Below are 26,211 nucleotides of genomic sequence, written 5' to 3' on the forward strand. Positions count from 1 at the left end.
TGGAAAGGACAAATGTGAAAATGATGAAAGGATCTCTTTTTGGTGTTGACAAGTAAAAGAATCGTGGTACGATAGCATCGAATACAAAATTTCATAGGACGATCCACTAGGGGTGCCTTATTAAAGGCTGAGATTAAAGTGTGACTTTAAGACCCTTTGAACCTGATCTGGTTGAGACCAGCGTAGGGAAGTGGTGTTTGACGGTCGCGTAGAATCGTAATCTAACATTCTGATCTCAAGCCACTTTCTGTATGCTGTATGCATAATGGAAAGTGGCTTTTTTGTTGCCTATTTCGGATCGTCTGGAAAAGGAGAAAGATACTATGTCATTTACAGCGTACTTAAGAAATGAAGTGAAGGAAATTTGGGAAGCGAGCTTTCAACATCCATTTGTTAAAGGTATCGGCGATGGAACCCTTCCCCTTCGAAACTTCAGGTATTACATTCTGCAAGATGCTTATTACCTGTCGCACTTTTCAAAGGTGCAGGCACTTGGGGCAGCCAAGGCAACAGACTTACATACCACATCGAGAATGGCAACACACGCTGTGGGGACAAATGAAGCAGAGCTTTCACTTCATGAAAATTTCTCAAACCGTTTAGGAATTACGGAAGAAGAAAAACAGCAGTTTAAACCTTCTCCCACTGCCTATGCCTACACGTCGCATATGTATCGTTCCGCACAGTATGGAGGCCTTGCAGATATTCTGGCGGCAATACTTCCTTGCTACTGGTTGTATTATGAAATCGGTGAACGCTTGAAATCATCCACACCTGAGGATGCCATCTATCAGGAGTGGATCGCAGCGTATGGCGGAGAATGGTTTCGGGAATTAGTGGAAGAACAGATCCATCGACTGGATGGATTGGCTGAAACGATGACGGTAACAGATAAGGAAAGAATGAGAGAGAATTTTATTTTAAGCAGCATATATGAATTACAGTTTTGGGAAATGGCATACACTCTGGAGAATTGGCCGTTTCAGTCATCTCTTGGTAAAGAAGGTGGAATACATGTCTAAATTAAAGCTGACGGACATTTTAGTAACGGTCGTTATCTCCATAGGTTTTGGAATCATTTATAAGCTTTGGGGACCGGTCTACAACCTGTTAAAGCCATTTGGATTGCATGCTGATCAACTGATCTATGGCATGTGGTTCATGGCGGCGACCGTGGCTTTTTTAATCATTCAGAAACCTGGCGTGGCACTTCTGGCAGAGATTGCAGCATCTTCAGGGGAATTTCTCATGGGAAGTGAATGGGGCCTCGAGGTACTCCTATTCGGTCTGATTCAAGGTTTGTTTGCAGAGTTCATTTTCCTTATCACCCGCTATAAACGTCATGATGTCTTCATCATTTGTACAGCAGCAGTGTGCTCTGCAATTGGATCAATCCTGATGGACTATTTAAAAGGATACATGGGAGACCTCGTTCTGTGGAATTTATCACTTTTTATTGGTGCCAGATTAATAGGTTCCATCTTGATAGCAGGCATAGGAGCCTTTTATCTTGTTAAGGCTTTGGAGAAAACGGGGGTAACCAGTTTGGTAAGACGTGCAGACCAAAGAGATTACGATGCCCTTAATCAGTAAAGGAGGGAAGGACCATGCATGTTGAAAATCTGCGGCTTACATTTTCCGGTTCAGAGAATCTGATGTTTAAAGACGTAAGCCTTAAGATAAAAGACGGGGAAAAGGTATTGCTACTCGGGCCATCTGGTTGTGGAAAATCCACACTCCTTCAGGTTCTATCCGGTGTGATCCCCCATTCGATAGATGTACCGATGAAAGCTGAATCGATTGAACGTCCTGAATCTTTCGGGTATGTCTTTCAAGATCCGGACGCTCAATTTTGTATGCCTTATGTTGATGAGGAAATTGCCTTTGTTTTGGAGAACAAGCAAACTCCAAGAGACGAAATGCCAGAGGAAATTAAAAAACTGTTAAAGAAGGTGAATTTAAGTCTGGGGGATTCCCATACGAAAATCTCATCTCTATCAGGGGGGATGAAACAAAAATTGGCCATTGCTTCTGCCCTTGCGCTCCATCCCCATACGCTATTTCTGGATGAACCTACAGCCATGTTGGATGAAGAGAGTACAAAATCTGTATGGGAAACAGTGAAAACGAAATGTAAAGATAAAACGTTACTTATTGTTGAACATAAGCTGGATCACGTAATGGAAATCATTGACCGTATTATTCTTTTCGATGCTTGTGGAAGGATAGCGGCTGATGGTCCAAAGTCTCACATCTTATCAAATTTTAAGGAAACATTGAAATCAGTTGGGGTATGGTATCCGGAAGCGTGGAAAGATTATCTTTCTTCCCACCCACCGGAGAAGGTTGCCCCGTTTGGAAGGACGACTATAAAGCTAGAGAACTTCAAAGGGTATGTACAAAAAGAGGTGAAGATCCACCTTCAAAATGCCGGCAGCATTAAAGGTGAGTGGATTGCAATCACCGGAAAGAACGGAGCCGGGAAATCTACATTACTCCACAGTCTCATGAAATTCATCCCGACTACCGGGAAGTATGAATTATATGGAAGACAGGTAAAAGGGAAGAATGTTCCAAGAGAATGTACATTTGTTTTTCAAAATCCCGAGTTTCAGTTTGTAACACACAGTGTGTTTGATGAAGTTGCGTATACCTTTCGGCGGGGGAAGTGGGATGAAGGGATAGTGGAAGAAAAAGTGCATGCACTATTGAAGCGATTCAAGCTTGATCCATTCAAACATCATCATCCCTATCATTTATCCGTGGGGCAAAAGCGCAGATTAAGCGTCGCAGCCTCCCTTGTCAGGAATAAAGATATTCTGTTATTGGACGAGCCGACTTTTGGCCAGGATTCCCAAAATACGTTTGCGTTACTTGAGATGCTTCGAGACTATCAAAAAGAAGGGTCTACCATTCTGATGGTGACCCATGATGAAAATATCATTACTCACTTTGCATCCAGAGTATGGATCATTGAAAACGGGCGCCTCACCCAGGATTTCAATAATGAGATTACAGGTAGTAAAGCAATATGAATATAGAACTCGAGCACAGAGAAACCTGGCTTCATCAAATCAATCCCAGCTTCAAGCTAATGACCTTGATCGGGCTTTTTGTATTCCTGCTTTTTATTCATTATCTTAACTGGTTGTTATATTTGAGCTTACTGTTTTTTCTCCTGTTATGGGTGTTCTCAGGATATTCATATAAAACCGTCAGTCTAATGATCCTACCCTTTTTCCTTGTTTTCATCTCTACAGCTTCATCAATGATTTTATTTGGGAAAGGTGAAACAACATGGATGAAACTTGGATTGATCCACATTACCGAAGAGAGTTTTTATCGGGGGATCCATGTTGGATTGCGTACCATCGTATTCGCTATCTTGGGATTATTATTTGCCCTTACAACGAGACCGGTGAAGCTTTTCTACTCCCTCATGCAGCAGCTGAGATTAAAACCTAAGTATGCGTATAGTTTTATGGCGGGATTTAGATTGATTCCCATTATGATTGAAGAATTCTTCACGATACGAAACGCCATGAGAGTCAGGGGAGTTGAAGAACGTAGAGGAATAAAGCACGTATTCCATAAATTGAAATCGTATTCCATTCCCCTGCTTGCCCAGAGCATCAGAAGAGCGCACCGAATTGCTGTGGCCATGGAAACAAAGGGTTTTAAAGGAAGTGGGCAGCGAACCTATTACTACAGAGTAACCTTTTCGAAATATGATGGATATTTCTTGGGGAGCATTCTCTTCATGATTGTGCTCAGTTACTATTTTTCTACCCATCTACCTATTTTTCCGGCGGGAGATGTTCGCTATGGAAATTGAAACGAGAAAACAATTACATGTGATATCAACAGGAAAACAATCTGTGGAAGAATTAGTGAAAATCTCCAAGTCCATTTATCCATATCTCGACATGCTCCATCTTCGCGAAAAGCAGTGGACGGGGAAAGAAATGGCTGTGGCCATCGATCGATTAGTAAAAGCAGGAGTCCCATTAACAAAATTATGTGTCAATGATCGTGCAGACATTGCCTTTATGAAGCATGTAAGAGGGGTGCAGCTTGGCCATCAAAGTGCGGATATCAGCTTGGTGAAAAGTGCTTTTCCTTCCTTGAAAATAGGTGCTTCTGTCCATTCCCTTGAAGAAGCACAACTGGCAATGGATAAGGGAGCGGATTATCTACTCTATGGAAATGTATATGCTACTTCTTCGAAACCAGGGAAAACCGCCGTGGGAGTAGCAAGTTTGGTGAATTTGGTTCAATCAATCCCTGTCCCTACTATCGCTATCGGTGGCATCACACCTAATCGTATACGTGAAATAATGCAAACTGGAGCAAGAGGGGTGGCGGTTTTATCAGGCATTTTCCTGTCAAAAGATCCAATTGATTCAGCCCGATCCTATTATAAAGAATTACATAAGGAGGTGAGGTAGTTTGGTAAAGCAGTATGACGTCATAATTGTGGGTGGAGGAGTGATTGGCTGCTCCATTGCCTATCAGTTATCCAAAAGAGGAAAGAAAGTTCTCCTGATTGAGAGGAATCAATTGGCGGGAAAAGCTTCGAAAGCCGCAGCAGGCATGCTTGGCGTTCAAACAGAATTACATGGGGGGAGTCCTATGTATCATTTGGCGATGGCAAGCCGGAATATGTATTCTACATTAGCTGAGGAACTCAAAGAAATCAGCGGAATGAACATTGAGTATGTAGAAAATGGAATGATTAAACTAGCGAAAACAGAGGAAGAAGCCCATGACTTACTGAAAGTTGCATCTATAGCAGCAAAAGAGGAACAGGTTGAATGGTTATCTCCTGGAAGCCTATCTATCTACGAACCTTATCTCTCAAAAAATGTGGCTGGTGGTTTATATATTCCAAAGGATGGAAATGTCTCAGCCCTAAAGCTTACACAAGCGTTAGGTTTGGCAGCGGCAAGTTTAGGTGCAGAAATAAAAGAATTTACGGACGTCTATGATTTTATAATAGAAAGAAGCAGGATTACGGGGATTCAAACATCTATAGGTCCCTTTTACGCTAACGAAACGATCGTAGCGGGAGGTGCTTGGAGTCAATCTCTACTGAAACAGTTGAAAAAGACTTTCAATACGTATCCAGTCAAAGGAGAATGCTTTTCAGTAAAAGTATCCCGGAAAGTAGTAGAACGTACAATTTTCACTGATGGCTGCTACATTGTTCCGAAAATGGGTGGAAGACTTTTAATAGGGGCGACAGAGAAGCCCCATACCTTTGATGAAACCATTTCCGTAGATGGTTTATTGAACCTCATGCAGCTGGCGACAAGCATATTGCCTGATTTAGCTTACGCCGAGTGGGAAAAGGCTTGGGCCGGCATACGTCCACACACACATCATGGATCTCCATTTATCGGGAGAAGTGAGGAATGGGATGGTCTTTCCATTGCAACGGGGCATTACCGTAATGGTATTCTCCTCGCCCCAATAACAGGAGTGATGATGGCAGATATTATTGAAGGTAAGGATACTCACCCAATAGATGAATACCAAAGGAGTTGAGAAAGTGGAATTACGTATAAATGGACAGGTGGTCACGGTCCCAGACACAATTTCGACGATTGCAGATTTAATTCACTATTTTAAACTTGAAAACAGAGTGATTATTGTTGAACAGAATCAAAACATTCTTGAAAAAAATGAGCATGAAAAGGCTGAACTAAAAAAAGGCGATACTATTGAGCTTGTCCAATTTGTAGGAGGCGGTTGAAATGTTAAAAATCGGAAAGTACACATTCCATTCAAGACTTTTACTGGGAACGGGAAAATATCCTGATTTTGATATTCAGAAAAGAGCTGTCGAGGTTTCCGGTGCAGAAATTCTTACGTTCACAGTAAGGCGCATGAATATATTTGAGCCTGGTCAACCTAATTTCTTGGAGAAACTGAATCTTGAAAACTATTCATTATTACCGAATACAGCAGGGGCTAAATGTGCTCAGGAAGCAGTCCGGCATGCGCAATTAGCGAGAGCTTCAGGGCTCTGTGACATGATTAAGGTAGAAGTGATCGGATGCGATAAAACGCTGCTGCCCGATCCCGTCGAAACACTGAAAGCAACAGAAGAATTAATAAAAGAAGGCTTTACGGTGCTTCCCTATACGTCTGATGATGTTGTTCTTGCAAGGAGATTGGAAGAGTTAGGGGCCCATGCCATCATGCCGGGCGCTTCCCCTATAGGATCTGGACAGGGAATCATCAATCCAGTCAATCTCCGTTTCATCATTGAGCAAACAAAAGTACCGGTCATTGTGGATGCTGGAATTGGTTCTCCTTCAGATGCTGCTCTTGCGATGGAACTCGGGGCTGATGCTGTATTACTCAATACAGCCGTCTCTTCTGCGAACGATCCCGTTATGATGGCGAATGCCATGAGGCTTGCGATTGAAGGGGGGCGATTCGGATTTGAGGCTGGAAGAATTCCGAAGAAACGTTATGCAACAGCAAGCAGCCCAGTGGAGGGGATGAGTGTTTGATAGAAGATAGATATTCAAGACAAACGCTGTTTCACCCCATCGGAACAGAGGGACAAAAGTTAATAAGCAATAAACATGTGTTGCTGATCGGGGCGGGAGCACTGGGAACAGGCAATGCAGAAGCCCTTGTGCGTGCTGGTATCGGGAAGTTGACGATTGTGGATCGTGATTATGTAGAATGGAGTAATTTACAACGTCAGCAGCTATATAACGAGGAAGATGCAAGAAATCGAATCCCCAAAGCTGTTGCGGCAAAAAAAAGACTCCAGGCGATTAATTCAACTGTGAAAATTGAAGAGCATGTACTGGATGCCATGCCCGAAGAAATGTTGAGACTTGCCAAGAACGTAGATCTTATCATCGATGCAACGGATAACTTTGATACAAGAATGATCATAAATGATATCTCTCAAAAATATTCCATTCCTTGGATTTATGGTGCGTGTGTTGGGAGTTATGGACTATCATTCACTATTCTTCCCGGTATCACCCCTTGTCTTCAATGTTTGATCGGCACTGTTCCAATCGGTGGGATGACATGTGATACAGCGGGCATCATCTGCCCTGCCGTCTCCACAGTGGTGGCTTATCAAACAACTGATGCATTAAAGATACTTGTAGAAGACATGGAGGCACTTGGGAATAAAGTGGTCTCTTTTGATTTATGGAAAAATGAGCATACTTCGCTTGATGTGAGCAAACTGAAAAGGGATGGATGCCCTTCATGTGGAGAGCATAATACATTCCCCAGTCTGAAATACGAAAATCAAACCAAAACAGCCGTCCTTTGTGGGAGGGATTCAGTTCAGATCCGTCCAGTTTCAAAACATGGAATCGATCTTATTGAACGATCACAATGGTTAGAACTCCAGGGGACACAAGTTGTTAGAAATCCATATTTGATTTCATTCGAGGTCGAATCTTATCGAATCGTACTCTTTCGTGATGGACGTGCTCTCGTTCACGGAACAAAAGATGTAAGGGAAGCAAAATCGGTTTATCATCGTTATTTGGGATAAAGGGAGGAGAACATCATGATTAAAAAAGCATTGACGATTGCCGGATCTGATTGTGGCGGTGGGGCTGGGATCCAGGCAGATCTCAAGACGTTTCAGGAGCTGAATGTCTATGGGATGTCTGCCATAACAGCAGTGACGGCGCAAAATACAAGAGGTGTACAGGGTGTGTATCCATTATCTAGAGAGGCTGTCATAGATCAATTGACATCGATTGCTGAAGATTTATCTCCCAAAGCCATCAAAACGGGCATGCTGGTGAACGAAGACATTATTTATCATGTTGCCGACTTTGTTCGATCACACTCTTGGACGAATCTCGTTGTAGATCCTGTCATGGTAGCAAAAGGGGGAGCAACTTTATTGGAGAGGGAAGCCGTTAACGCTCTGGTCAATGAATTGATCCCCCTTGCGTTGGTTGTCACGCCGAACATCCCTGAAGCCGAGGCATTGACAGGGATGGACATTTTGAACGATATTGAACGTAAGAAAGCGGCGATGGTATTGTTCCAGATGGGGGCGAAACATGTGGTGATTAAAGGTGGGCATCAATCTCACGCTCAATCTTTACAAGCTACCGACATCCTCTTTGATGGAAAAAGATTTTATGAGTTTAGCAGTCCGAGAGTCTTCACACCCCACACACATGGAACAGGGTGTACATTCTCTGCTGTGATTACAGCACAATTAGCCAAGGGACATACGGTCTATGATTCTGTCCAAACAGCCAAACATTTTATAACTGCCGCGATCAGTGACTCACTGGGTATTGGGAGTGAACACGGTCCGACGAATCATTGGGCGTACCAAGCAGGTATGAATGTATGAACCTCAGAAGAAGTTTGCAGTTATATTTTGTGATGGGAAGCCCTAATTGTGAGAAGCATCCGGCACATGTATTAGAGGAAGCCCTTTTAGGCGGAGTGACCATGTTTCAATTCCGTGAAAAGGGTATGGAAGCTTTAGAAGGTGAAGCGAAAGTTGAGCTGGCTCATGAGCTGCAGCGTTTATGTCGTAAACACGGTGTTCCTTTCATCGTGAATGATGATGTGGAGCTGGCGTTATTAATGAACGCAGATGGAGTACATATAGGTCAGGAGGATGAACCTATCGATAAAGTCCGTAGGAAAATAGGGAATAGAATACTTGGTGTCTCCTCTCATGATGTGAATGAAGCGAGGTCAGCTGTGGAGTCCGGGGCAGACTACCTAGGAGTCGGTCCTATGTTTCCTACCAATACAAAGAATGATTGTAGAGAGGTCCGTGGTCCGAAAGTCATCCAATCAATAAGAACAAATGGTATCGATATCCCCCTTGTCGGGATTGGAGGCATTCAATACAGTAATGCATCTAAAGTATTTGAAGCAGGTGCGGACGGTGTCGCAGTCATCTCAGCGATTTCAAAACATCCCTATAGCACGGAAAAGATAGCCCGAGCTGTCCAACAAAAGCTTTTACGATTGTGATCGGTTCAGAATAAAAAATTAAACCACTATAGCAACATATCTCTCTCTCCCTCATCATACTATACAGTAGACCTCGGTCTAACTTGTATCATCATCAACGATAAGAGGGAGGGGTAAGAATGAATGTCTGGTTTGTTTTGTTAAACATTTTGGTGTTTCTTGTTCTCATTGGTGTATTACTTTATATGCAAAAGAAAAATGTTTCGTTTTCAAAACGGGTGTTTACCGCTCTGGGTCTGGGGATACTATTTGGTCTTGGATTACAGTGGGTATATGAAGCCGGTGATGAAAATGTAACACAATCGATTGAATGGTTTAACATCGTCGGAACCGGCTATATTAAACTACTGCAAATGATTGTCATGCCTTTAGTGTTTGTGTCGATTATTTCAGCCTTCACTAAATTGAAGCGTTCTCACAATTTAGGGAAGATTTCTGTATTGATCATTGGATTGCTGGTAGGCACAACTGCCGTTGCTGCAGCTGTCGGAATCGCTACGACTGTGGCTTTTGACCTGGAAGCGATCCAAATTGATCAAGGAGATGCTGAAGCGGCAAGGGGTGTTCAATTAGAGGAGAGAGCAACAGCTTTAGAGGGTCAGAGTTATCCTCAAAAAATTCTCGAGCTTTTACCTGCGAATCCGTTCCTGGACTTTACGGGACAAAGAGCAACCTCGACGATCGCAGTCGTAATTTTTGCAGCTTTCATCGGTATCGCTTACTTGGGAGCTCAGCGCAAAGAGCCAGAAGCTGCTGAATTCTTCAAAAAGATTGTTGATTCCGTCTATGCTGTAGTGATGAGAATTGTGACTTTAGTGTTACGACTCACTCCATTCGGTGTGCTGGCCATCATGGCTAAGACAGTGGCATTAAGTAATTTTGATGCTATCATGAAGCTTGGAGAATTTGTTGCAGCATCTTATGTGGCCTTGATTATCATGTTTGCCATTCACTTAATCATGCTTACTCTATTTGGCTTAAATCCGGTCACTTACATGAAAAAAGTATTTCCTGTATTAGCATTTGCTTTTACGTCGAGATCCAGTGCCGGTACACTGCCACTTAATATTCAAACACAGAAGAATAAATTGGGTGTTTCAGAAGGGATTGCCAACTTCTCGGGATCTTTCGGGTTATCCATCGGTCAGAATGGTTGTGCAGGGGTGTATCCTGCCATGCTTGCAGTGATGATTGCACCGACTGTCGGGATCAACCCATTAACCCCTTCCTTTATTCTTACGCTCATCGTAGTGGTGGCCATCAGCTCCTTCGGTGTTGCAGGCGTTGGAGGCGGAGCTACATTTGCTGCCATCCTTGTTCTATCCGCCCTGGATCTTCCAGTAGCGTTAGCGGGTCTATTGATCTCTGTTGAACCTTTGATTGACATGGGGCGGACAGCTGTTAACGTAAGTGGTGCGATGACATCCGGAGTGATAACAAGTAAAGTGACAGGGGATTTGGATAGCGAAACGTATAACAAAGAAATCATTGAAGCAGAAGCTTAAACAAGTGGGCTGGCTCATTCATATATGAGCCAGTTTTACTTTTGCATACAAATAAATTTAGTTATTTAGAGTGGTTATGATTGAAAATTCAGACTATATTCTTTACTATAGAATTAAACATACCGACCGGTTAGTATCTTAGGTGTGTGATTGAAATGCTCTAAAGATGAGGAGGCACGTACATGCATGTGAAGGAATTATTTGATCTTACAGGTAAAGTAGCCCTTGTGACAGGGGGAGGCAGAGGATTGGGAAAACAAATCGCGACAGGGTTTGCTGAAGCGGGGGCAAGCGTTGTAGTATGCTCGAGAAACGTTGAAGCATGTGAAGATGTGAAGAAAGGATTAGAAGGACTAGGTGTCCAATCACTGGCATTGAAGTGTGATGTCACAAATCCTGAGGATGTACAGCATGTTGTAGATGAAACAAAGAAGATATTTGGCCGCATTGATATTTTAGTGAATAACAGTGGTGCTTCCTGGGGGGCACCTGCAGAAGATATGCCCCTTGATGCCTGGCATAAAGTAATCAATGTGAATGTAAATGGTACTTTTATTATGTCACAGGCCGTGGGGAAAGTAATGCTTGAGCAACAGGAAGGGAAAATCATTAATATCGCTTCCGTAGCAGGACTTCAAGGGACAGACCCTCGTTATATGGATGCCATTGGCTATAGTACCAGTAAAGCAGCGGTCATCAATTTCACGAAGGATCTAGCCGTGAAATGGGGATCCCGCGGGATTCATGTGAATGCAATCGCGCCGGGTTTCTTCCCGACAAAAATGTCAAAAGGAATTCTATCTCATGCAGGGGAAGCCATTTTAAACGGCACACCATTAAATCGATTCGGTACCGAAGATGATTTAAAAGGAGCAGCACTTTTCCTTGCGTCTCGTGCAGCTGATTTTGTCACTGGTTCAGTTCTCGTCGTTGACGGTGGTTCGTCTGCCATGTAACTTTAACCAATTTAAGAGTTCCTAGTTGAGAAAGGAAGGATGGAATGGATTTCTCTTATTCTCCTAAAGTACAAGAATATCAAAATAGACTATTGCGTTTTATGGAAGAATTCGTGTACCCGAACGAGTCCTTCTATGAAGAACAGCTCAATCAGCAAGAATCCCGCTGGAGTGGAGTTCCTAAAGTAATGGAAGAATTAAAAGCCGAAGCGAAGAAACAGGGATTATGGAATCTATTTCTTCCCAAAAGCGAATTCGGAGCCGGGCTCAATAATGTAGAATACGCCCCACTATGTGAAATCATGGGGAGATCCCTGATTGGGCCTGAAGTGTTTAATTGCAATGCTCCTGATACAGGGAATATGGAAGTGCTGGAACGTTATGGCACCCCCATTCAAAAACAACAATATCTTATCCCACTTCTAAATGGTGATATCCGTTCATGTTTCTCTATGACCGAGCCTGATGTCGCGTCTTCCGATGCAACGAACATTAAGGCGAGTATCATTCGGGATGGAGATGAATACGTCATTAACGCCAGGAAATGGTGGTCATCTGGTGCCGGGGACCCACGGTGCAGCTTTTCCATTTTGATGGGGAAAACCAATCCGGAAGCGGGCCGTCATGAACAGCAATCAATGATTATCGTCCCTTTGAATACGCCAGGTGTAAAAATAGAGCGTATGCTTCCTGTATTCGGGTACGATCATGCCCCCCATGGGCACGGAGAAATCACCTTTACCGAGGTGAGAGTTCCCTTGGAAAATATGATTTGGGCAGAAGGAAAGGGATTCGCCATTGCACAGGGACGTTTAGGTCCCGGCCGGATCCACCATTGCATGCGTTTAATTGGTGCAGCTGAACGAGCCCTTGAAGAATTATGTAAGCGCGTTCAAAACAGGAAGGCGTTTGGAAATGCACTGGCCGGGCAGGGAGTCGTAAGAGAATGGATTGCGAACTCAAGGATTGAAATTGAGCAGGCCCGTCTACTAACGATGAAAGCGGCTTATATGATGGATACTGTTGGGAATAAAGTTGCAAAACAGGAAATCGCCATGATTAAGGTGGTGGCTCCTTCCATGGCTTTGCGTGTGATTGACAGGGCCATTCAAGCGTTCGGGGCAGCTGGTGTATCGGATGACTACACATTGGCAGCTCAATGGGCAAATGCCCGTACACTGCGGCTTGCCGATGGCCCGGATGAAGTGCACCTTGCCCAATTGGCAAAATTGGAATTGAGAAAACACGATGAAGCTTCTCACGTAAAGAGCTAGGAAGAGAGGTGGATGATGATGAGGTTAAAAGGGAAGGTTTCAGTTATTACGGGAGGAGGAGGAGGAATCGGGCGCGCTACAGCCCTTAGGTTCTCAGAAGAAGGTGCTTCTGTCGTCGTTGCAGATCTGGATGATGCGAGTGGTGAAGAGACGGTTAGACTCATCCAGGAAAAAAAAGGGAGTTCATTCTTCGTCAAAACGAACGTACGGAAAAGTACAAGCATTCAATCCCTCGTACATACAACGGTGGAACATTTCGGAGGACTCGATATCCTTATCAATAATGCAGGGATCGGACAGTCGGAAGTCAGGGGCATCGATCTGGAAGAAAACGAATGGGATTCTGTACTCGATACAAACTTAAAAAGTATTTTTCTGGGAATGAAGTACGCCGTACCGCAACTGATGAAGAAAGGCGGTGTCATTGTGAATGTATCGAGCCTTCTCGGATTGAAAGGACGGAAATACGTGTCAGCCTACAATGCGGCAAAGGGTGGTGTCATACTACTGACACAAAATGCAGCCCTGGAGTATGGGAAGGATAATATTCGTGTAAATGCAGTTGCGCCTGGAGTCATTGATACGAACATCATCACTGACTGGAAGAAGGATGAGAGGAAATGGTCGGCGATTTCTCAATCCAATGCACTAAGGCGCATTGGAAATCCAGAAGAAGTAGCGTCAGCGATTCTGTTTTTAGCTTCAGATGAGGCATCCTTTATAACAGGCAGTACATTATCTGTTGATGGTGGAGGGTTGATCTTTTAGGGATCATGACGAATTGGTACATGAATAATCTGAAATGAAAGGAATGATTATGTGACAACTAAAACTTGGCTCAGTCATTACCCTGATACGTTTGAGACTGAAATTCCTGCAATCGATTTTTCAATCCCGGAAATGCTTCAACTTACCGTTTCTTCATACCCGGCTCATCCATGTATAAGCTTTTATCAAAAGCGGATTACCTATGGTGAACTTCAAGGTGCCGTCACCATGCTTGCTTCATCCTTTCAACAAATTGGAGTGAAGAAAGGAGACAGGGTGGCGATCATGCTCCCGAACTGTCCGCAATATGTGATCTCTTATTATGGGATCCTTACATCCGGGGGAATTGTCACACAGGTGAATCCGATGTCGGTTGAAAGGGAGTTAATCCATCTGCTTAATGACTCGGGGGCAGAGACAATCGTCGTATTGGACCATTTTTATCCTATGGTCAAATCCATACAACAGGAAACAGAGATCAAGACGATTATCGCAGTCAGTCTGCAAGGGGAAAACAGTGCTTCGGACTACTCCTTTGATGAATTTTTAAGGGTGGGGGACGGTAAAGTATCTCGAGTATCGATAAATCCTGAAGAAGACGTGGCAGTCCTTCAATATACAGGTGGAACAACCGGTGCATCAAAGGGAGTCATGCTCACTCATAAAAACATTCTTTCAAATGTGATTCAAAGTCAACTCTTCTTTAAAGACAGCATCGAAACAGGAAAAGAGAGAAGCCTGAGTGTGATCCCGTTCTTTCATGTATTTGGGATGAATTCCTGTATGAACTTTGCAGTGTATTCAGCAAATGAAATGATCTTACTCCCAAGGTTTGAGTTGACCGAAGTATTAACAACGATTAAGAACGAGCAACCGACCCTGTTTCCGGGTGTGCCGACGATGTACGTGGCGATCACCAATCATCCCCAGGCAGAAGAGTACGGAATTGATTCTATAAAGATTTGTAATAGCGGAAGTGCGCCGATGCCAGTAGAGTTATTGAATCAATTCGAGAAGAAAACAGGAGCGAAAATATTAGAGGGATACGGTTTATCAGAGGCTTCACCAACGACTCATTGCAACCCAGCTTTTGCAGAAAGAAAGCCGGGAACCGTCGGAATAGGCTTTCCATCCACAGACTATAAGGTAGTCGATTTAGCGACCGGTACTAAGGAGGTTCCTTTAGGGGATGTGGGCGAACTCATTATAAAAGGCCCTCAAGTCATGAAAGGCTACTGGAATTTACCTGAAGAGACTGCCCACGCCCTGCGGGATGGCTGGCTTTACACAGGGGACATCGCCCGGATGGATGATGAAGGGTATGTATCGATCGTCGACCGAAAGAAGGATATGATCATTGCATCAGGATACAATGTGTATCCAAGGGAAGTCGAGGAAGTCATTTACGAGCACCCAAGCGTACAGGAAGCTGTCGTAATCGGAGTCCCGGACTCTTATAGAGGAGAAACCGTTAAGGCAGTGGTCGTCTTAAAGTCAGGGGAAAAGGCATCCGAAGGAGAATTGGTTCGATTCTGTCAGGAGAATATGTCTTCATTCAAGGTACCAAAAATCATCGAGTTCCGTGATGAGCTTCCTAAGACGAGTGTTGGGAAAATATTAAGAAGAGCTCTGCGAGAAAGCGTCGGGTAATATGATATAATTCAGGTGATATTTGCAGATTGAGAGGATTTCAGATGAAAGAAAAACTTACGGAACATGCTGTACGCTTATTTGATGAAAAAGGGTTTACCGTTACTTCCATCCAGGATATCGTAGAATCCATTGGTGTAACGAAAGGAACATTTTATTACTATTTTTCCAGTAAGGAGGAGCTGTTAAGGGAAATTCACATGCGCTACATTGATGGCTTATTATCTAAACAGGAAAGAGTTCTTAAGGATGACCGGAAGAGCTACATGGAAAAACTGTATGATATTGTCCACCTTTCCATTCTGGACATTAAAGAGCAAGGGGCCAGTGCCAAAGTGTTTTTTAGAGAAATGAGGCACCTGAGTCAAGAAAGTCTGGATGCAATTGAGCCTAAGCGGGATATGTATCGCTATAATATTGAAACTCTCCTGAAAGAAGGTAGGACGAACGGAGACTTTCATAAGGACTTTGACGTATCGATTGTAGCCTTTGGAATTCTCGGTATGATGAATTGGAGCTATCAATGGTATAAACCCCATGGTGCGAAATCCGATCAGGAAATTGCCCGGACTTTTGTCGATATGGTATTAAAAGGGATTGAGTCAGAGTAAGTGGGAAATCATCTACAGGATTTCCTTTAGGATTAACATACCGACTGGTTAGTATTTATGGAAGGAGATGTCGTGTAAATGGAAACCATCACGGTAACGAGTAGATTTTGCGAAACGGATGCATTAGGTCATATCAACAACGCAACGTATTTTGTTTATTTAGAAGAAGCAAGAATAAAATTCTTTCAATCACTCGGATTTGATCTGGATGTGAAAGACTGGCGTTTTATTCTGGCTTCAACAAAATGTGACTTTGTGTCACAAGGGTATTTTAATCAAGAACTAAAAATCACCACCTATCTATCAAAAATTGGATCAAAGAGCTTTCAGTTAGAGCATGATATCTTATGTGCGGACACCAATCGATTGATTGCAAAGGGAAATGCGGTGATCGTTTATTTTGATTTTCTTGAGCAGCAAAGCAAAATGATCCCTGAGTTATTAAAAGAACAGTTAAGCGTTCATCTACGATCGGAAAAGACTGAATATTCTTGATTAAGGAGGGAGACTATGTCTGAAAAAGCAGGGTATGAAACGGTATCGGTGCGACAAGGAGAAGAACTGAATGTAACCGATTTAAAATACTTCTTGAAAGAGCATTTCCCCAACCTCCTTCATGAAGAGCTATCTATTAAACAATTTTCTGCAGGACACTCAAATCTTACGTATCTATTAAAAGTAGGTGAATGGGAAGGTGTACTGAGGCGCCCTCCTTTAGGTCCCGTCGCCCCGAAGGCTCATGATATGAAAAGAGAATTCAGGATCCTTTCAGAAATTAAACCACTTTTCGGGGCTGCACCGGAGCCATATGTGTTCTCTGATAATGAAAGTATCGTAGGAAGTCCATTTTTTATCATGGAACGAAAAAAGGGCGAAGTATTCGATACTTCCTTTCCCCAGCATCTCCATGTGGCACCGGAAGACTGCAGGAAAATATCGGAGGAAATGGTTTCTAAACTGGTGGAACTTCATTCCATTGATCACCGAAAAACAACTCTGCATGAAATCAGCAAGCCCGAACATTTTATGGAAAGGCAAGTACACGGATGGATCAAACGTTACGAGCGTGCCAAAACAAGTGAAATACATGAAGTAGATCAACTGACACACTGGTTGATAAACAATGTACCAGAAAATGCTGAATCGACAATCATTCACTATGATTTTAAATTAAACAATGCCATGTTTTCTTCCGACATGACATCCATGGTGGGGTTATTTGACTGGGAGATGGCGACCGTTGGCGATCCCCTTGCAGATTTAGGTGTGGCTATGGGGTATTGGATACAGAATGATGATCCCGGGTTGTTAAAGTTCGGTCTTGGAAAGCCTCCTGTAACGATCATGGATGGTTTTTACAGCAGAAGACAATTTATCGAAGAATATGCGAGGAAAAGCGGAAGGGACGTAAATCAGATCCATTTTTATTTATCTTTTGCATATTTTAAGCTTGCAGTCATTGTGCAACAAATCTATTACCGCTTTAAGATGGGTCAAACGAGAGATTCACGATTTTCTCAATTCGATCGGTTTGCGGAATCTTTGATCACTTTGGGAAATCAAGCTGCATTTGATCGCCAGGAATAAAGACAAGGAGATGAACGAAGACGATGAAATCCTCTTTACTAATAGAAACCACTGACCGGGTGCTTACATTGACATTAAACAGACCGGATAGCTTGAATTCCTTTGATGAGAGCATGCTGACGGGAATCGTTGAAGCACTGGAGCAGGCAGAACATGATCAGGAAATCAGAGCTATTGTGATCCGCGGTTCCGGGAGGGCCTTTTCTGCAGGCGGCGACGTGAAAACGATGGGGAGCGCCACATCAACAGAAGTCTATGAACATATCGGGATCTTAAATACATGCATTAAATCGATAAAGGAAATAGATAAACCGGTCATCGCCTCGGTACACGGCTTTGCTGCAGGTGCAGGATTTAATCTGGCCCTGGCCTGCGATTTGATTATCGCTTCAGAAGATAGTCAGTTTGCTTTAAGCTTCTCTAAAGTAGGTCTTATATCCGATGGCGGAGGTTCGTATTTTCTTCCACGCATCATCGGTCCCCATTTAGCGAAAGAATTCTTTTTTTCAGGTGAACCTGTGGGTGCTGGAAGAATGTATGACTTAGGTGTGGTAAACCGTATTGTACCTTCTGAAAGACTGGAAGAGAAAACAACTGAGTGGGCTGTAGAATTAGCCATGGGGCCAAGTAAAGCCTATGGAATGATGAAGAAAATGATTGATCGTTCATTCATTACATCATTGGATGAAATGCTTGAACAAGAACGAATCACACAAACAATGATGATTTCAACAGAAGATCATGGTGAAGGGGTTTCAGCATTTAAAGAAAAAAGAAGACCATCTTTTTCAGGAAGGTAGGAGGAACCAGGATGAAAGCCATTCAGTTCAGAGAGTTTGGAAGCCCTAATGTATTAGAGAGTGTGGATATAAATATCCCGACGCCTCGGGGGAGAGAAGTCCTTATTGAAGTTCATGCATCTGCAGTCAATTACGCTGATACAGCAAGACGGGAAGGCCAATACGTGGTAAAAACCCCACTCCCCTATATCCCGGGTTCTGAAGTGGCGGGAATCGTCACTGAAATAGGGGAAGATGTGACGAGAGTAAGAAAGGGAGACCGGGTTGTAGCCATGATGGATTCAGGAGGTTATGCAGAATTTTCCCTGACAGATGAGCGTTCGGTTATCCCCCTCCCATACGGGTTGGATTTCAAAGAAGCGGCCGCCATCCCTGTTCAAGGTTTAAGTGCCTATCACATTTTGAAAACATTGGGAAGATTGCAGCAGGGAGAAGCGGTCCTTATCCATGCAGCTGCTGGTGGCGTTGGCCTGCTTGCAGTACAAATGGCAAAACGCTTTGGCGCAGGTAAGGTAATTGCTACGGCCAGTACAGAAGAAAAATTACATCTTGCCGGGGACATGGGGGCAGACGTATTAGTCAACTACACTCAAGATGGCTGGGAAGCAGACGTTTTAGAAGCAACAAATGGAAAGGGTGTAAATCTGGCATTGGAGATGGCTGGCGGTGACATTTTCTATAAAACGTTAAAATGTCTCGACTATTTCGGAAGGATGGTCATTTACGGAGTAGCAAGCGGGGAACAGAGCAGATTTTATCCGTCATCCTTGATGGCAAAAAATCAGTCTGTTATCGGGTTCTTCCTCCCTCCTCTCATGAAAGATGCTGAACTGACCCAGAAAACCCTTCATGAAATCTTTCATTATGTCGCGACCGGTGAATTGAAAGTAACGGTTGGTCATGTGTTTCCGCTAGAAGAAGTAGCTAAGGTCCATTCGCTCATGCAGGCAAGAAAAACCGTAGGAAAGGTAATCCTGCAACCAAAATTCTAGGTTTTACTCGTTGATATACGATCCACTTTATAAGGGGGAACCAGGATGAACTTACGTTTATCAGATGAACAAAGAATGATTCAAAAAACCATCCGTAAATTTGTTGAGAAAGAACTTATACCTTTAGAAAATGAAGTGCTAAGAAATGAACGGGAAGGAAAACCAAGTCTTTCCCCGGAAAAAAGAAATGAGCTGCAGTTGAAAGCGAAGGAAGCAGGGTTCTGGGGGATCAATACACCAGAAGAGTACGGCGGAGCGGATCTCGGGCAAATGATGATGGCCATTGTATATATGGAAATCTCCAAGACCTTTGTGCCTTTCAGTTTCGGTGGTTATGCAGATAACATCCTATACTACGCAAACGAAGAACAGAAAAAGAATTATTTGATTCCCACAATAAACGGAGAGAAAAAATCCTGCTTCGCCATGACGGAACCGGGAGCCGGATCCGATACTCAAAACATCCGGATGACCGCAGTGAAGGATGGAAATGAGTGGGTGTTAAATGGTGAAAAAACCTTTATTACGGGCGGAAATGAAGCAGACTTTGTCATGGTCATGGCGGTGACCGATAAGGAAAAGCATCGGCGGACGGGTCGGGACGGAGTAACCTGTTTTATTGCCGATCAGAGCATGGGGTGGACATCTGAATACATTCATACCATGGGGGAATGGGGACCGGCCAGTCTGTTTTTTGATGACGTGCGGGTGCCTGAGGAAAATATTCTGGGTGAAATCGATGGTGGCTACAATTTGGGCCTGGAATGGATCGGGTTCGCACGTTGGATAGTAGGGGCACAAGCGGTAGGGGCAGCGGAACGCTTACTTCAAATGGCGATCGACTATTCAAAGGAACGGGAGACATTTGGAAAGCCAATCGCAGATCGACAGGCGATTCAATGGCAGATCGCTGATTCTGCCGTGGAAATTGAAGCTGCCAGGTGGCTTGTGCTAAATGCAGCATTCACGCTGGATCAAGGAGAAGATAATCGCCATGTTGCATCGATTGCCAAGCTGTACGGATCGAACATGGGCAATCGGGTAGTGGATCGGGTCCTTCAAATTCACGGAGGGATGGGCTACACAAGAGAGCTTCCCATCGAACGCTGGTATCGTGAAGCAAGGTTGTGGCGGATTTATGATGGTACGGATGAAATTCAAAAACTTATCATATCACGGAATCTATTGAAAGGGCATGTGAAAGTGGGCCAATTTGTTTAAAGCGATGGGGAGGTAATGTGAATGGGTAAAAGATTCAGAGGAAAAGTAGCTTTAGTAACAGGCGGGAGCCGGGGGATCGGTAAAGCGATTGCAAATCTCTTTGCAGAAGAGGGGGCAAAGGTTGCCATCATTGACGTGAATGAAGTGGCGTTAATGGAAGTCAGTGAGGAATTAAAAGAGTATGAGATATATACAAAAGTTGCGAATGTAGTAGAATCCCAAGAAGTAGAAGAGGCCATTAAAGAAGTCTATGAAACTTTCGGCTCCGTTGATATTGCCGTCAATAATGCAGGAGTCATCAGAGACAATTTGCTATTTAAAATGACCGATACAGATTGGCAAACGGTCATGGATGTGCATTTGAAAGGATCATTTAACGTAGCGAAGGCAGCGCAAAGTTATATGGTGAAGAACAAGTATGGTCGTATTATTAATATCTCGTCTACTTCTGCACTGGGTAACCGCGGACAGGCAAATTATGCCACGGCTAAAGCAGGCCTTCAAGGTTTGACGAAAACTCTGGCTATAGAGCTTGGTCCACTTGGGATTACGACCAATGCAGTCGCCCCCGGATTCATCGAAACGGAAATGACCAGGGAAACGGCGAAGCGGATCGGAATACCCTTTGAACAACTGGTGGAAGCGAGTCTTCAAGGAATTCCCGTAGGAAGAAGCGGCCAGCCGGAAGATATAGCGAATGCAGTGGCGTTTTTCGCGGATGAAAGCTCGTCATTCGTTAACGGTCAAGTCCTCTACGTAGCTGGCGGGCCGAAAGCCTAAAGGGAGAAAGAGGTGAAGGATATGTTTCAATCTTATATTGGTAAGCGTTCAACTTCCGTAGAAAACTATGTGGAAAAAGGAGCAGTCCGTAAATTTGCCGAAGCCATCGGTGATCTCAACCCCATTTATGTTGATGAAGGAGCAGGAAAACGATCCAGATACAGGGGCAATATCGCTCCCCCCACTTTTCCCAGAGTCCTCGACTATGGAACGATTGAAGGTTTTCATTTACCGAACGTCGGGTTAATTCATGGTGAACAATCATTTCACTATGAAAGACCACTGAAGGTCGGGGAATGCATTCGGTGTTACACGAAAATAAAAGATTACTATGAACGGAAAGGATCGGGTGGAACACTTGGTTTTCTTGTAATAGAAGACATCGGTGAAGAATCAGGAGGGAAAAGGATCTTCACCTCCGAGGCGATTGTCATCATCACAGAAGCGGTTAGAGAGAGGTTGGGAATATGACTACACTATCATCCTTAAATATAGGTGAAACGCTTCCCATTGTTGAATTAGCTCCAGTCTCGAGAATCGACTTAATCAAATACGCAGGAGCATCTGGGGATTATAACCCTATTCATACAATCGATGATGAGGCACATAAATTGGGTCTTCCAGGGGTTATTGCCCATGGCATGTGGACGATGGGAAATGTCTCCAAGCTTTTTAGTGATTATTTTGAAGAAGGATATATCAAAGAGTACACCGTCCGGTTTAAAGGAATGGTTGTATTGAACGATGTCATTACATTGAAGGCAGAAGTATCAGAGAAACAGGATGATATTTTACATTTTAAAGTCTTTGCGGTCAACCAGGACCAGAAGAAAGTGCTCGAAGGTAAAATAATGATTCAATTATTTTGATCACCGGGGTAAAATAGTGTCCTATAGCGTTCATAAAGCGAATAGAAATAAAGAGAATGAAGGCTTTGCAAGAAAAATAAGCAAAAAGACACAAATCCGATGGAAAAACTCGGGTTGACTTCCCCGTAGAATATGATATTATTTAGAATATTAAAATTAATAACTCTTATCCAGAGTGGTGGAGGGATCTGGCCCCGCGAAACCCAGCAACCTACGTTATGTAAGGTGCTAATTCCAGCAAAATGTGAAGTCATTTTGGAAGATAAGGTATCCTTACCTGAACAACTTTCCAAAATGGAGGGTTGTTTTTTTCATTCATGATTTTTCTGGATAAGATAAAAATTGGGGGAATCATGTGACTAAAGAAAAAAATCAAGAAGCAGAGTATGATGTAGTAGTCGAAAAGATCACTTCGATGTTGAAGACGATGAGTTTCGGGTCGATTACCATTGTGGTCCAGGACGGTAAAGTCATTCAATTGGAGAAAAACGAGAAAGTGCGAATTAAATAAGCTGACTAGACAAACTAGAGGCGCATAACACAGATAAAGGAAATCCCTATATCTTGTTATCGCCTCTTTTTGTTTGAATGAGCGGGAAAGGGGTGTATCATGTTAACTTATCAAACTTGGAAAAAACCATCCATCAAATTTGAAATTGATCCGGTCTATAAAGGAGCGTTAAATGTTCTCGAGTGGACGTATGACCATTATGGTGAAAGTGTCGTCTATGCATGCAGTTTTGGCATTGAAGGGATCGTATTAATCGATCTCCTTACCAAAGTACAGCCGAAAGCAACCATTGTATTTCTTGATACAGGAGTGCATTTCAAGGAAACCTACGAAACGATTGAAAAGGTGAAGCAGAAGTATCCTGGTCTCACCATTCATATGAAAAAGCCTGAATTAACGCTCCAAGAACAAGCAGAAACATATGGAGATAAGTTGTGGGAGAAAAACCCCAATCAATGCTGTCAAATTCGAAAGCTTGACCCTCTAAAAGATTCCTTATCCAAAGGAAATGCTTGGATTTCAGGGTTAAGAAGAGAACAATCATCTACAAGAAGTCAGGTTGAATTCATCAATAAGGATGAAAAGTTTCAATCCATTAAGATTTGTCCTTTAATTCACTGGACGTGGAAGGAAATTTGGAGGTATGTTCATAAGCATAACCTATCCTATAATCCACTTCATGATCAGGGGTATCCGAGTATCGGATGCTTCCATTGCACAACACAGGCCTTAGACATCAATGATCTCCGCTCCGGAAGATGGAAAGGAAAAGGTAAAACCGAATGCGGTCTTCATTAAAAGAGGTGATATTCTTTGCTTGAAATATTCGCCCTGATCATAAGTTTGTTCTTTGCTATGAACATTGGTGCCAGCGGAGCGGCAGCATCGATGGGGGTTGCGTATGGTGCAGGAGCCATAAAGAATATCAGGGTAGCACTATGGATCTGCGCTGGAGGTGTCCTTAGCGGGGCGGTTTTAGGTGGCGGAGAGGTTGTTAAAACCATTAGTTCAGGGATTATCCCGCAGCATTTACTTTCCATCAAAATTGTGGTCATCATTTTGTCATCCGCCACCATATCCTTGTTTCTGGCAAATGTGATAGGAATTCCGCTGTCTACAAGTGAAGTGACGGTCGGAGCGGTTGTAGGAGTCGGAGTCGCATATCAAGTTCTTTATGTGAAATCCCTTTTAACGATCATGTCATTTTGGGTGATTGTCCCGGTCATTGCCTTAGGGGTTACATGGGTATTCGGTATAGGTTTAGTAAAACTTGAAAAGCGAGGTATCCATTTTGAAAAAAGGTGGCTTGCGTACCTTTTGATCATCGCCGGGTTCTTTGAAGCCTTTTCAGCAGGGATGAACAATGTAGCCAACGCCGTCGGTCCATTGGTGGGTGCGGGTTTACTGTCCCCATCCCGGGGGATTTGGCTGGGTGGTTTATTCGTTGCCCTCGGAGCGATCTTACTTGGCAAAAAAGTAGTGGAAACAAACGGAAAAAAAATTACACACTATTCAAAAGCCGAAGGAATTGTCATTTCCTCTACAGGAGCGATCCTAGTGATGGTGAGCTCACTGTATGGATTACCGATCCCGCTCACTCAGGTTACTTCATCCTCTATCATAGGCATCGGGATGGCGAAGAACGGCAAACATATGCTGCAAAAGAAAATCGTCAAAAAAATCGTTAAAATTTGGGTGGTTTCACCCCTGATTTCGCTTAGTATTTCATATTTTCTAGTAAAGCTCGTGATCGATAGCGATCTGTATTCGGTCGTTGTTCCAATAAGCGTCATTATCGCAACTGTGGGAGCACTATCCCTCGTGCGAGTGATCAATGAAGAAAGGCGATCCGTTCACGAAGACGGAGGCGGAATTTAAACTGAATTCCGAGTAAAACAATATGTTAAGGAGGATAAATGATGAGTTTACAGCCCCACGGAGGAACGCTTGTTCAATCGTATTTACCAGAAGAACCCTATGAGGATATTCTACATGAGATCCCATTAGACGAAATCGCGTTAAGTGATCTGGAACTCATTGGAATAGGTGCATACAGCCCTATAAATGGATTCTTGACCGAAGTTGATTATCAACATGTAGTGGAAAGTTTACGTTTGCAGAATGGCAATGTGTGGAGCATCCCGATTACCCTGCCCATTGCAAAAGAAAAAGCAGGAGACGTAAAGAAAGGCTTAAAGAGCCGCCTTGTATATAAGGGGGAAACATATGGCCTCATTGAAGTTGAGGATATTTATGAACCGGACAAACAGAAAGAAGCCCTTCTCGTATATGGAACGACCGATCCGGTCCATCCAGGTGTCAAGAAATTATTCCAACGGGGAGATGTGTACGTAGGTGGGAAAATCAGCCTGATTATACGTCCTTCCAAAACGTTCAACGGGTATACATTCGACCCAAGTGAAACGAGAAAATTGTTCAAGGAAAGGGGATGGAAAACGATTGTCGGTTTCCAAACGAGAAATCCTGTTCACAGGGCCCATGAGTATATTCAGAAAACGGCATTGGAAACCGTGGATGCACTCTTCTTAAATCCACTGGTTGGCGAAACAAAGGCAGATGATATCTCAGCGGGCATCAGGATGGAGAGCTATGAAGTTCTGTTACAGAACTATTACCCTAAAGATCGTGTGTTTTTAGGAGTCTTCCCTGCTGCCATGAGGTATGCGGGTCCAAGGGAAGCCATCTTCCATGCACTGGTACGGAAAAATTATGGATGCACGCATTTCATCGTCGGGAGAGATCATGCAGGTGTCGGTGATTATTATGGTACCTATGATGCACAGAAAATATTTGATCAGTTCAGTAAAGAAGAGATAGGGATCACCCCTCTCCGCTTCGAGCACAGTTTTTATTGTGAGAGGTGCGAAGGGATGGCAACTACGAAGACCTGTCCTCATGATAAGAGCAATCACGTTATATTATCAGGGACAAAAGTGAGAGGAATGCTCCGTAACGGGGAGGTCCCCCCTTCGACGTTCAGTCGCCCTGAAGTGATCGAAGTGTTGATTAAAGGTCTAAAACAAGAAGCGGGACAAACGTCTTAAGGAGGATACCGGGTTGAATGAAAAAACAGAAAACGTCGTATGGCATGAAACGTCAGTAACGAAACAGGAGAGACGTAAAAAAAATGGACATGAAAGTTTTATTTTGTGGTTCACGGGTTTATCCGCTTCAGGGAAATCGACTGTCGCCAATGCATTGGCCCACTCCCTTTTCGAACAAGGAAATCAGGTCTATGTTCTGGACGGGGATAATGTCCGTCACGGATTAAATCAGGATTTGGGGTTTAAGGAAGAAGATCGAAAGGAGAATATCAGGAGAATCGGAGAGGTGTCCAAACTTTTCATTGATAGCGGTCAAATTGTCCTGACGGCCTTTATCTCACCATACAGGGAAGACCGTGCTCTCGTCCGAAATTTAGTGGAGAAGGATGAATTTATCGAAGTGTACGTACATTGTTCGTTAGAAGAATGTGAAAAACGCGATCCAAAAGGCTTGTACAAAAAAGCACGAAAAGAGGAAATAACTCATTTTACAGGAATCAGTGCTCCTTATGAAGCACCTGAAAAACCGGAAGTGGTATTGGATACGGAGAAATATACAATTGAAGAATGCGTGGAGCACTTACTAACTGTATTGAATCTAAAACAGCTTATATAAGGG

30 protein-coding genes and 2 riboswitches are annotated in these 26,211 nt (G+C 43.4%); all 30 genes read left to right on the forward strand.

Translation table 11 applies throughout. The features are described from left to right. The first annotated feature begins 98 nt into the window (after positions 1–98). Positions 99–206, forward strand: a riboswitch (TPP riboswitch). A 117-nt stretch (positions 207–323) separates the two neighbouring features. The 30 genes from tenA to cysC all read left to right on the forward strand — a co-directional run bounded on the left by tenA (position 324) and on the right by cysC (position 26,208). Then, complete coding sequence (gene tenA, locus TV75_RS01845) at positions 324–1,022, forward strand: thiaminase II (RefSeq protein ID WP_044336941.1); 699 nt, start codon at positions 324–326, stop codon at positions 1,020–1,022. Beyond that, positions 1,015–1,593, forward strand: a complete 579-nt coding sequence (locus TV75_RS01850) for an ECF transporter S component (RefSeq protein ID WP_044336942.1) — start codon at positions 1,015–1,017, stop codon at positions 1,591–1,593. Before tenA ends, TV75_RS01850 begins: the two co-directional genes overlap by 8 nt. A gap of 14 nt (positions 1,594–1,607) precedes the next feature. After that, complete coding sequence (locus TV75_RS01855; protein ID WP_044336943.1) at positions 1,608–3,035, forward strand: ABC transporter ATP-binding protein; 1,428 nt, start codon at positions 1,608–1,610, stop codon at positions 3,033–3,035. Then, entirely contained in the window at positions 3,032–3,835 is an 804-nt protein-coding gene (locus TV75_RS01860; RefSeq protein ID WP_044336944.1) for an energy-coupling factor transporter transmembrane component T family protein, read from the forward strand. Before TV75_RS01855 ends, TV75_RS01860 begins: the two co-directional genes overlap by 4 nt. Further along, positions 3,825–4,448 carry a thiamine phosphate synthase gene (locus TV75_RS01865; protein ID WP_044336945.1) on the forward strand — a complete coding sequence of 208 codons (624 nt, stop codon included), beginning with the start codon at positions 3,825–3,827 and terminating at the stop codon, positions 4,446–4,448. The genes TV75_RS01860 and TV75_RS01865 overlap by 11 nt, the downstream gene beginning before the upstream one ends. Position 4,449: 1 nt before the next feature. Beyond that, positions 4,450–5,547: a glycine oxidase ThiO gene (thiO, locus tag TV75_RS01870; protein WP_044336946.1), complete on the forward strand. Its 1,098-nt coding sequence runs from the start codon at positions 4,450–4,452 to the stop codon at positions 5,545–5,547. A gap of 4 nt (positions 5,548–5,551) precedes the next feature. After that, positions 5,552–5,755, forward strand: coding sequence for a sulfur carrier protein ThiS (gene thiS, locus TV75_RS01875; RefSeq protein WP_044336947.1), 204 nt, complete (start codon positions 5,552–5,554; stop codon positions 5,753–5,755). A 1-nt stretch (position 5,756) separates the two neighbouring features. Then, positions 5,757–6,521, forward strand: coding sequence for a thiazole synthase (locus TV75_RS01880; protein ID WP_044336948.1), 765 nt, complete (start codon positions 5,757–5,759; stop codon positions 6,519–6,521). Next, positions 6,521–7,540: a thiazole biosynthesis adenylyltransferase ThiF gene (locus tag TV75_RS01885; RefSeq protein ID WP_044337958.1), complete on the forward strand. Its 1,020-nt coding sequence runs from the start codon at positions 6,521–6,523 to the stop codon at positions 7,538–7,540. Before TV75_RS01880 ends, TV75_RS01885 begins: the two co-directional genes overlap by 1 nt. 15 nt (positions 7,541–7,555) lie before the next feature. Further along, positions 7,556–8,365 carry a bifunctional hydroxymethylpyrimidine kinase/phosphomethylpyrimidine kinase gene (thiD, locus tag TV75_RS01890; RefSeq protein WP_044336949.1) on the forward strand — a complete coding sequence of 270 codons (810 nt, stop codon included), beginning with the start codon at positions 7,556–7,558 and terminating at the stop codon, positions 8,363–8,365. Next, on the forward strand, positions 8,362–9,003 hold the full coding sequence (gene thiE / locus TV75_RS01895) for a thiamine phosphate synthase (RefSeq protein WP_044336950.1): 642 nt from the start codon (positions 8,362–8,364) through the stop codon (positions 9,001–9,003). The genes thiD and thiE overlap by 4 nt, the downstream gene beginning before the upstream one ends. Before the next feature lie 119 nt (positions 9,004–9,122). Continuing rightward, on the forward strand, positions 9,123–10,508 hold the full coding sequence (locus TV75_RS01900; protein ID WP_044336951.1) for an L-cystine transporter: 1,386 nt from the start codon (positions 9,123–9,125) through the stop codon (positions 10,506–10,508). Positions 10,509–10,690: 182 nt separating this feature from the next. Beyond that, complete coding sequence (locus TV75_RS01905) at positions 10,691–11,464, forward strand: SDR family oxidoreductase (protein ID WP_044336952.1); 774 nt, start codon at positions 10,691–10,693, stop codon at positions 11,462–11,464. 44 nt (positions 11,465–11,508) lie between these two features. Continuing rightward, positions 11,509–12,738, forward strand: a complete 1,230-nt coding sequence (locus TV75_RS01910; protein ID WP_044336953.1) for an acyl-CoA dehydrogenase family protein — start codon at positions 11,509–11,511, stop codon at positions 12,736–12,738. Positions 12,739–12,756: 18 nt separating this feature from the next. Further along, positions 12,757–13,506 carry an SDR family NAD(P)-dependent oxidoreductase gene (locus tag TV75_RS01915; protein WP_044337959.1) on the forward strand — a complete coding sequence of 250 codons (750 nt, stop codon included), beginning with the start codon at positions 12,757–12,759 and terminating at the stop codon, positions 13,504–13,506. 51 nt (positions 13,507–13,557) lie between these two features. After that, a complete protein-coding gene (locus TV75_RS01920; RefSeq protein ID WP_044336954.1) occupies positions 13,558–15,156 on the forward strand; it encodes a long-chain-fatty-acid--CoA ligase in 1,599 nt (532 codons plus the stop codon). Positions 15,157–15,200: 44 nt separating this feature from the next. Continuing rightward, positions 15,201–15,767, forward strand: coding sequence for a TetR/AcrR family transcriptional regulator (locus TV75_RS01925; protein ID WP_044336955.1), 567 nt, complete (start codon positions 15,201–15,203; stop codon positions 15,765–15,767). Positions 15,768–15,845: 78 nt separating this feature from the next. After that, entirely contained in the window at positions 15,846–16,262 is a 417-nt protein-coding gene (locus TV75_RS01930; protein ID WP_044336956.1) for an acyl-CoA thioesterase, read from the forward strand. A gap of 15 nt (positions 16,263–16,277) precedes the next feature. Beyond that, positions 16,278–17,354, forward strand: coding sequence for a phosphotransferase family protein (locus tag TV75_RS01935; protein WP_044336957.1), 1,077 nt, complete (start codon positions 16,278–16,280; stop codon positions 17,352–17,354). A gap of 23 nt (positions 17,355–17,377) precedes the next feature. Then, positions 17,378–18,154 (forward strand): enoyl-CoA hydratase/isomerase family protein, encoded by a 777-nt coding sequence (locus tag TV75_RS01940; protein WP_044336958.1) that lies wholly within the window; start codon positions 17,378–17,380, stop codon positions 18,152–18,154. Between the two features lie 11 nt (positions 18,155–18,165). Next, positions 18,166–19,146, forward strand: coding sequence for a quinone oxidoreductase family protein (locus tag TV75_RS01945; protein WP_044336959.1), 981 nt, complete (start codon positions 18,166–18,168; stop codon positions 19,144–19,146). Between the two features lie 45 nt (positions 19,147–19,191). Next, positions 19,192–20,367 carry an acyl-CoA dehydrogenase family protein gene (locus tag TV75_RS01950; RefSeq protein ID WP_044336960.1) on the forward strand — a complete coding sequence of 392 codons (1,176 nt, stop codon included), beginning with the start codon at positions 19,192–19,194 and terminating at the stop codon, positions 20,365–20,367. 21 nt (positions 20,368–20,388) lie between these two features. Further along, positions 20,389–21,147: a 3-oxoacyl-ACP reductase FabG gene (gene fabG / locus TV75_RS01955; RefSeq protein ID WP_044336961.1), complete on the forward strand. Its 759-nt coding sequence runs from the start codon at positions 20,389–20,391 to the stop codon at positions 21,145–21,147. Positions 21,148–21,168: 21 nt separating this feature from the next. Beyond that, positions 21,169–21,618 carry a MaoC family dehydratase N-terminal domain-containing protein gene (locus TV75_RS01960; protein WP_044336962.1) on the forward strand — a complete coding sequence of 150 codons (450 nt, stop codon included), beginning with the start codon at positions 21,169–21,171 and terminating at the stop codon, positions 21,616–21,618. Next, on the forward strand, positions 21,615–22,016 hold the full coding sequence (locus TV75_RS01965; RefSeq protein ID WP_044336963.1) for a MaoC/PaaZ C-terminal domain-containing protein: 402 nt from the start codon (positions 21,615–21,617) through the stop codon (positions 22,014–22,016). Before TV75_RS01960 ends, TV75_RS01965 begins: the two co-directional genes overlap by 4 nt. 163 nt (positions 22,017–22,179) lie before the next feature. Beyond that, a riboswitch (SAM riboswitch) is annotated at positions 22,180–22,285 on the forward strand. Between the two features lie 86 nt (positions 22,286–22,371). Further along, positions 22,372–22,527, forward strand: coding sequence for a YezD family protein (locus tag TV75_RS22460; RefSeq protein WP_113967891.1), 156 nt, complete (start codon positions 22,372–22,374; stop codon positions 22,525–22,527). 99 nt (positions 22,528–22,626) lie between these two features. Next, the gene (locus tag TV75_RS01970; protein ID WP_044336964.1) at positions 22,627–23,325 is read left to right on the forward strand and encodes a phosphoadenylyl-sulfate reductase; all 699 of its coding nucleotides are present in this window, start codon (positions 22,627–22,629) and stop codon (positions 23,323–23,325) included. A 57-nt stretch (positions 23,326–23,382) separates the two neighbouring features. Then, the gene (locus TV75_RS01975; RefSeq protein WP_044337960.1) at positions 23,383–24,405 is read left to right on the forward strand and encodes an inorganic phosphate transporter; all 1,023 of its coding nucleotides are present in this window, start codon (positions 23,383–23,385) and stop codon (positions 24,403–24,405) included. A gap of 41 nt (positions 24,406–24,446) precedes the next feature. Beyond that, a complete protein-coding gene (gene sat / locus TV75_RS01980) occupies positions 24,447–25,592 on the forward strand; it encodes a sulfate adenylyltransferase (protein WP_044336965.1) in 1,146 nt (381 codons plus the stop codon). A gap of 13 nt (positions 25,593–25,605) precedes the next feature. Further along, positions 25,606–26,208: an adenylyl-sulfate kinase gene (gene cysC, locus TV75_RS01985; RefSeq protein WP_044336966.1), complete on the forward strand. Its 603-nt coding sequence runs from the start codon at positions 25,606–25,608 to the stop codon at positions 26,206–26,208. The last annotated feature ends 3 nt before the right edge of the window (positions 26,209–26,211 follow it).

The organism is Rossellomorea aquimaris, from assembly GCF_000935355.1.
Classification (GTDB): domain Bacteria; phylum Bacillota; class Bacilli; order Bacillales; family Bacillaceae_B; genus Rossellomorea; species Rossellomorea aquimaris_B.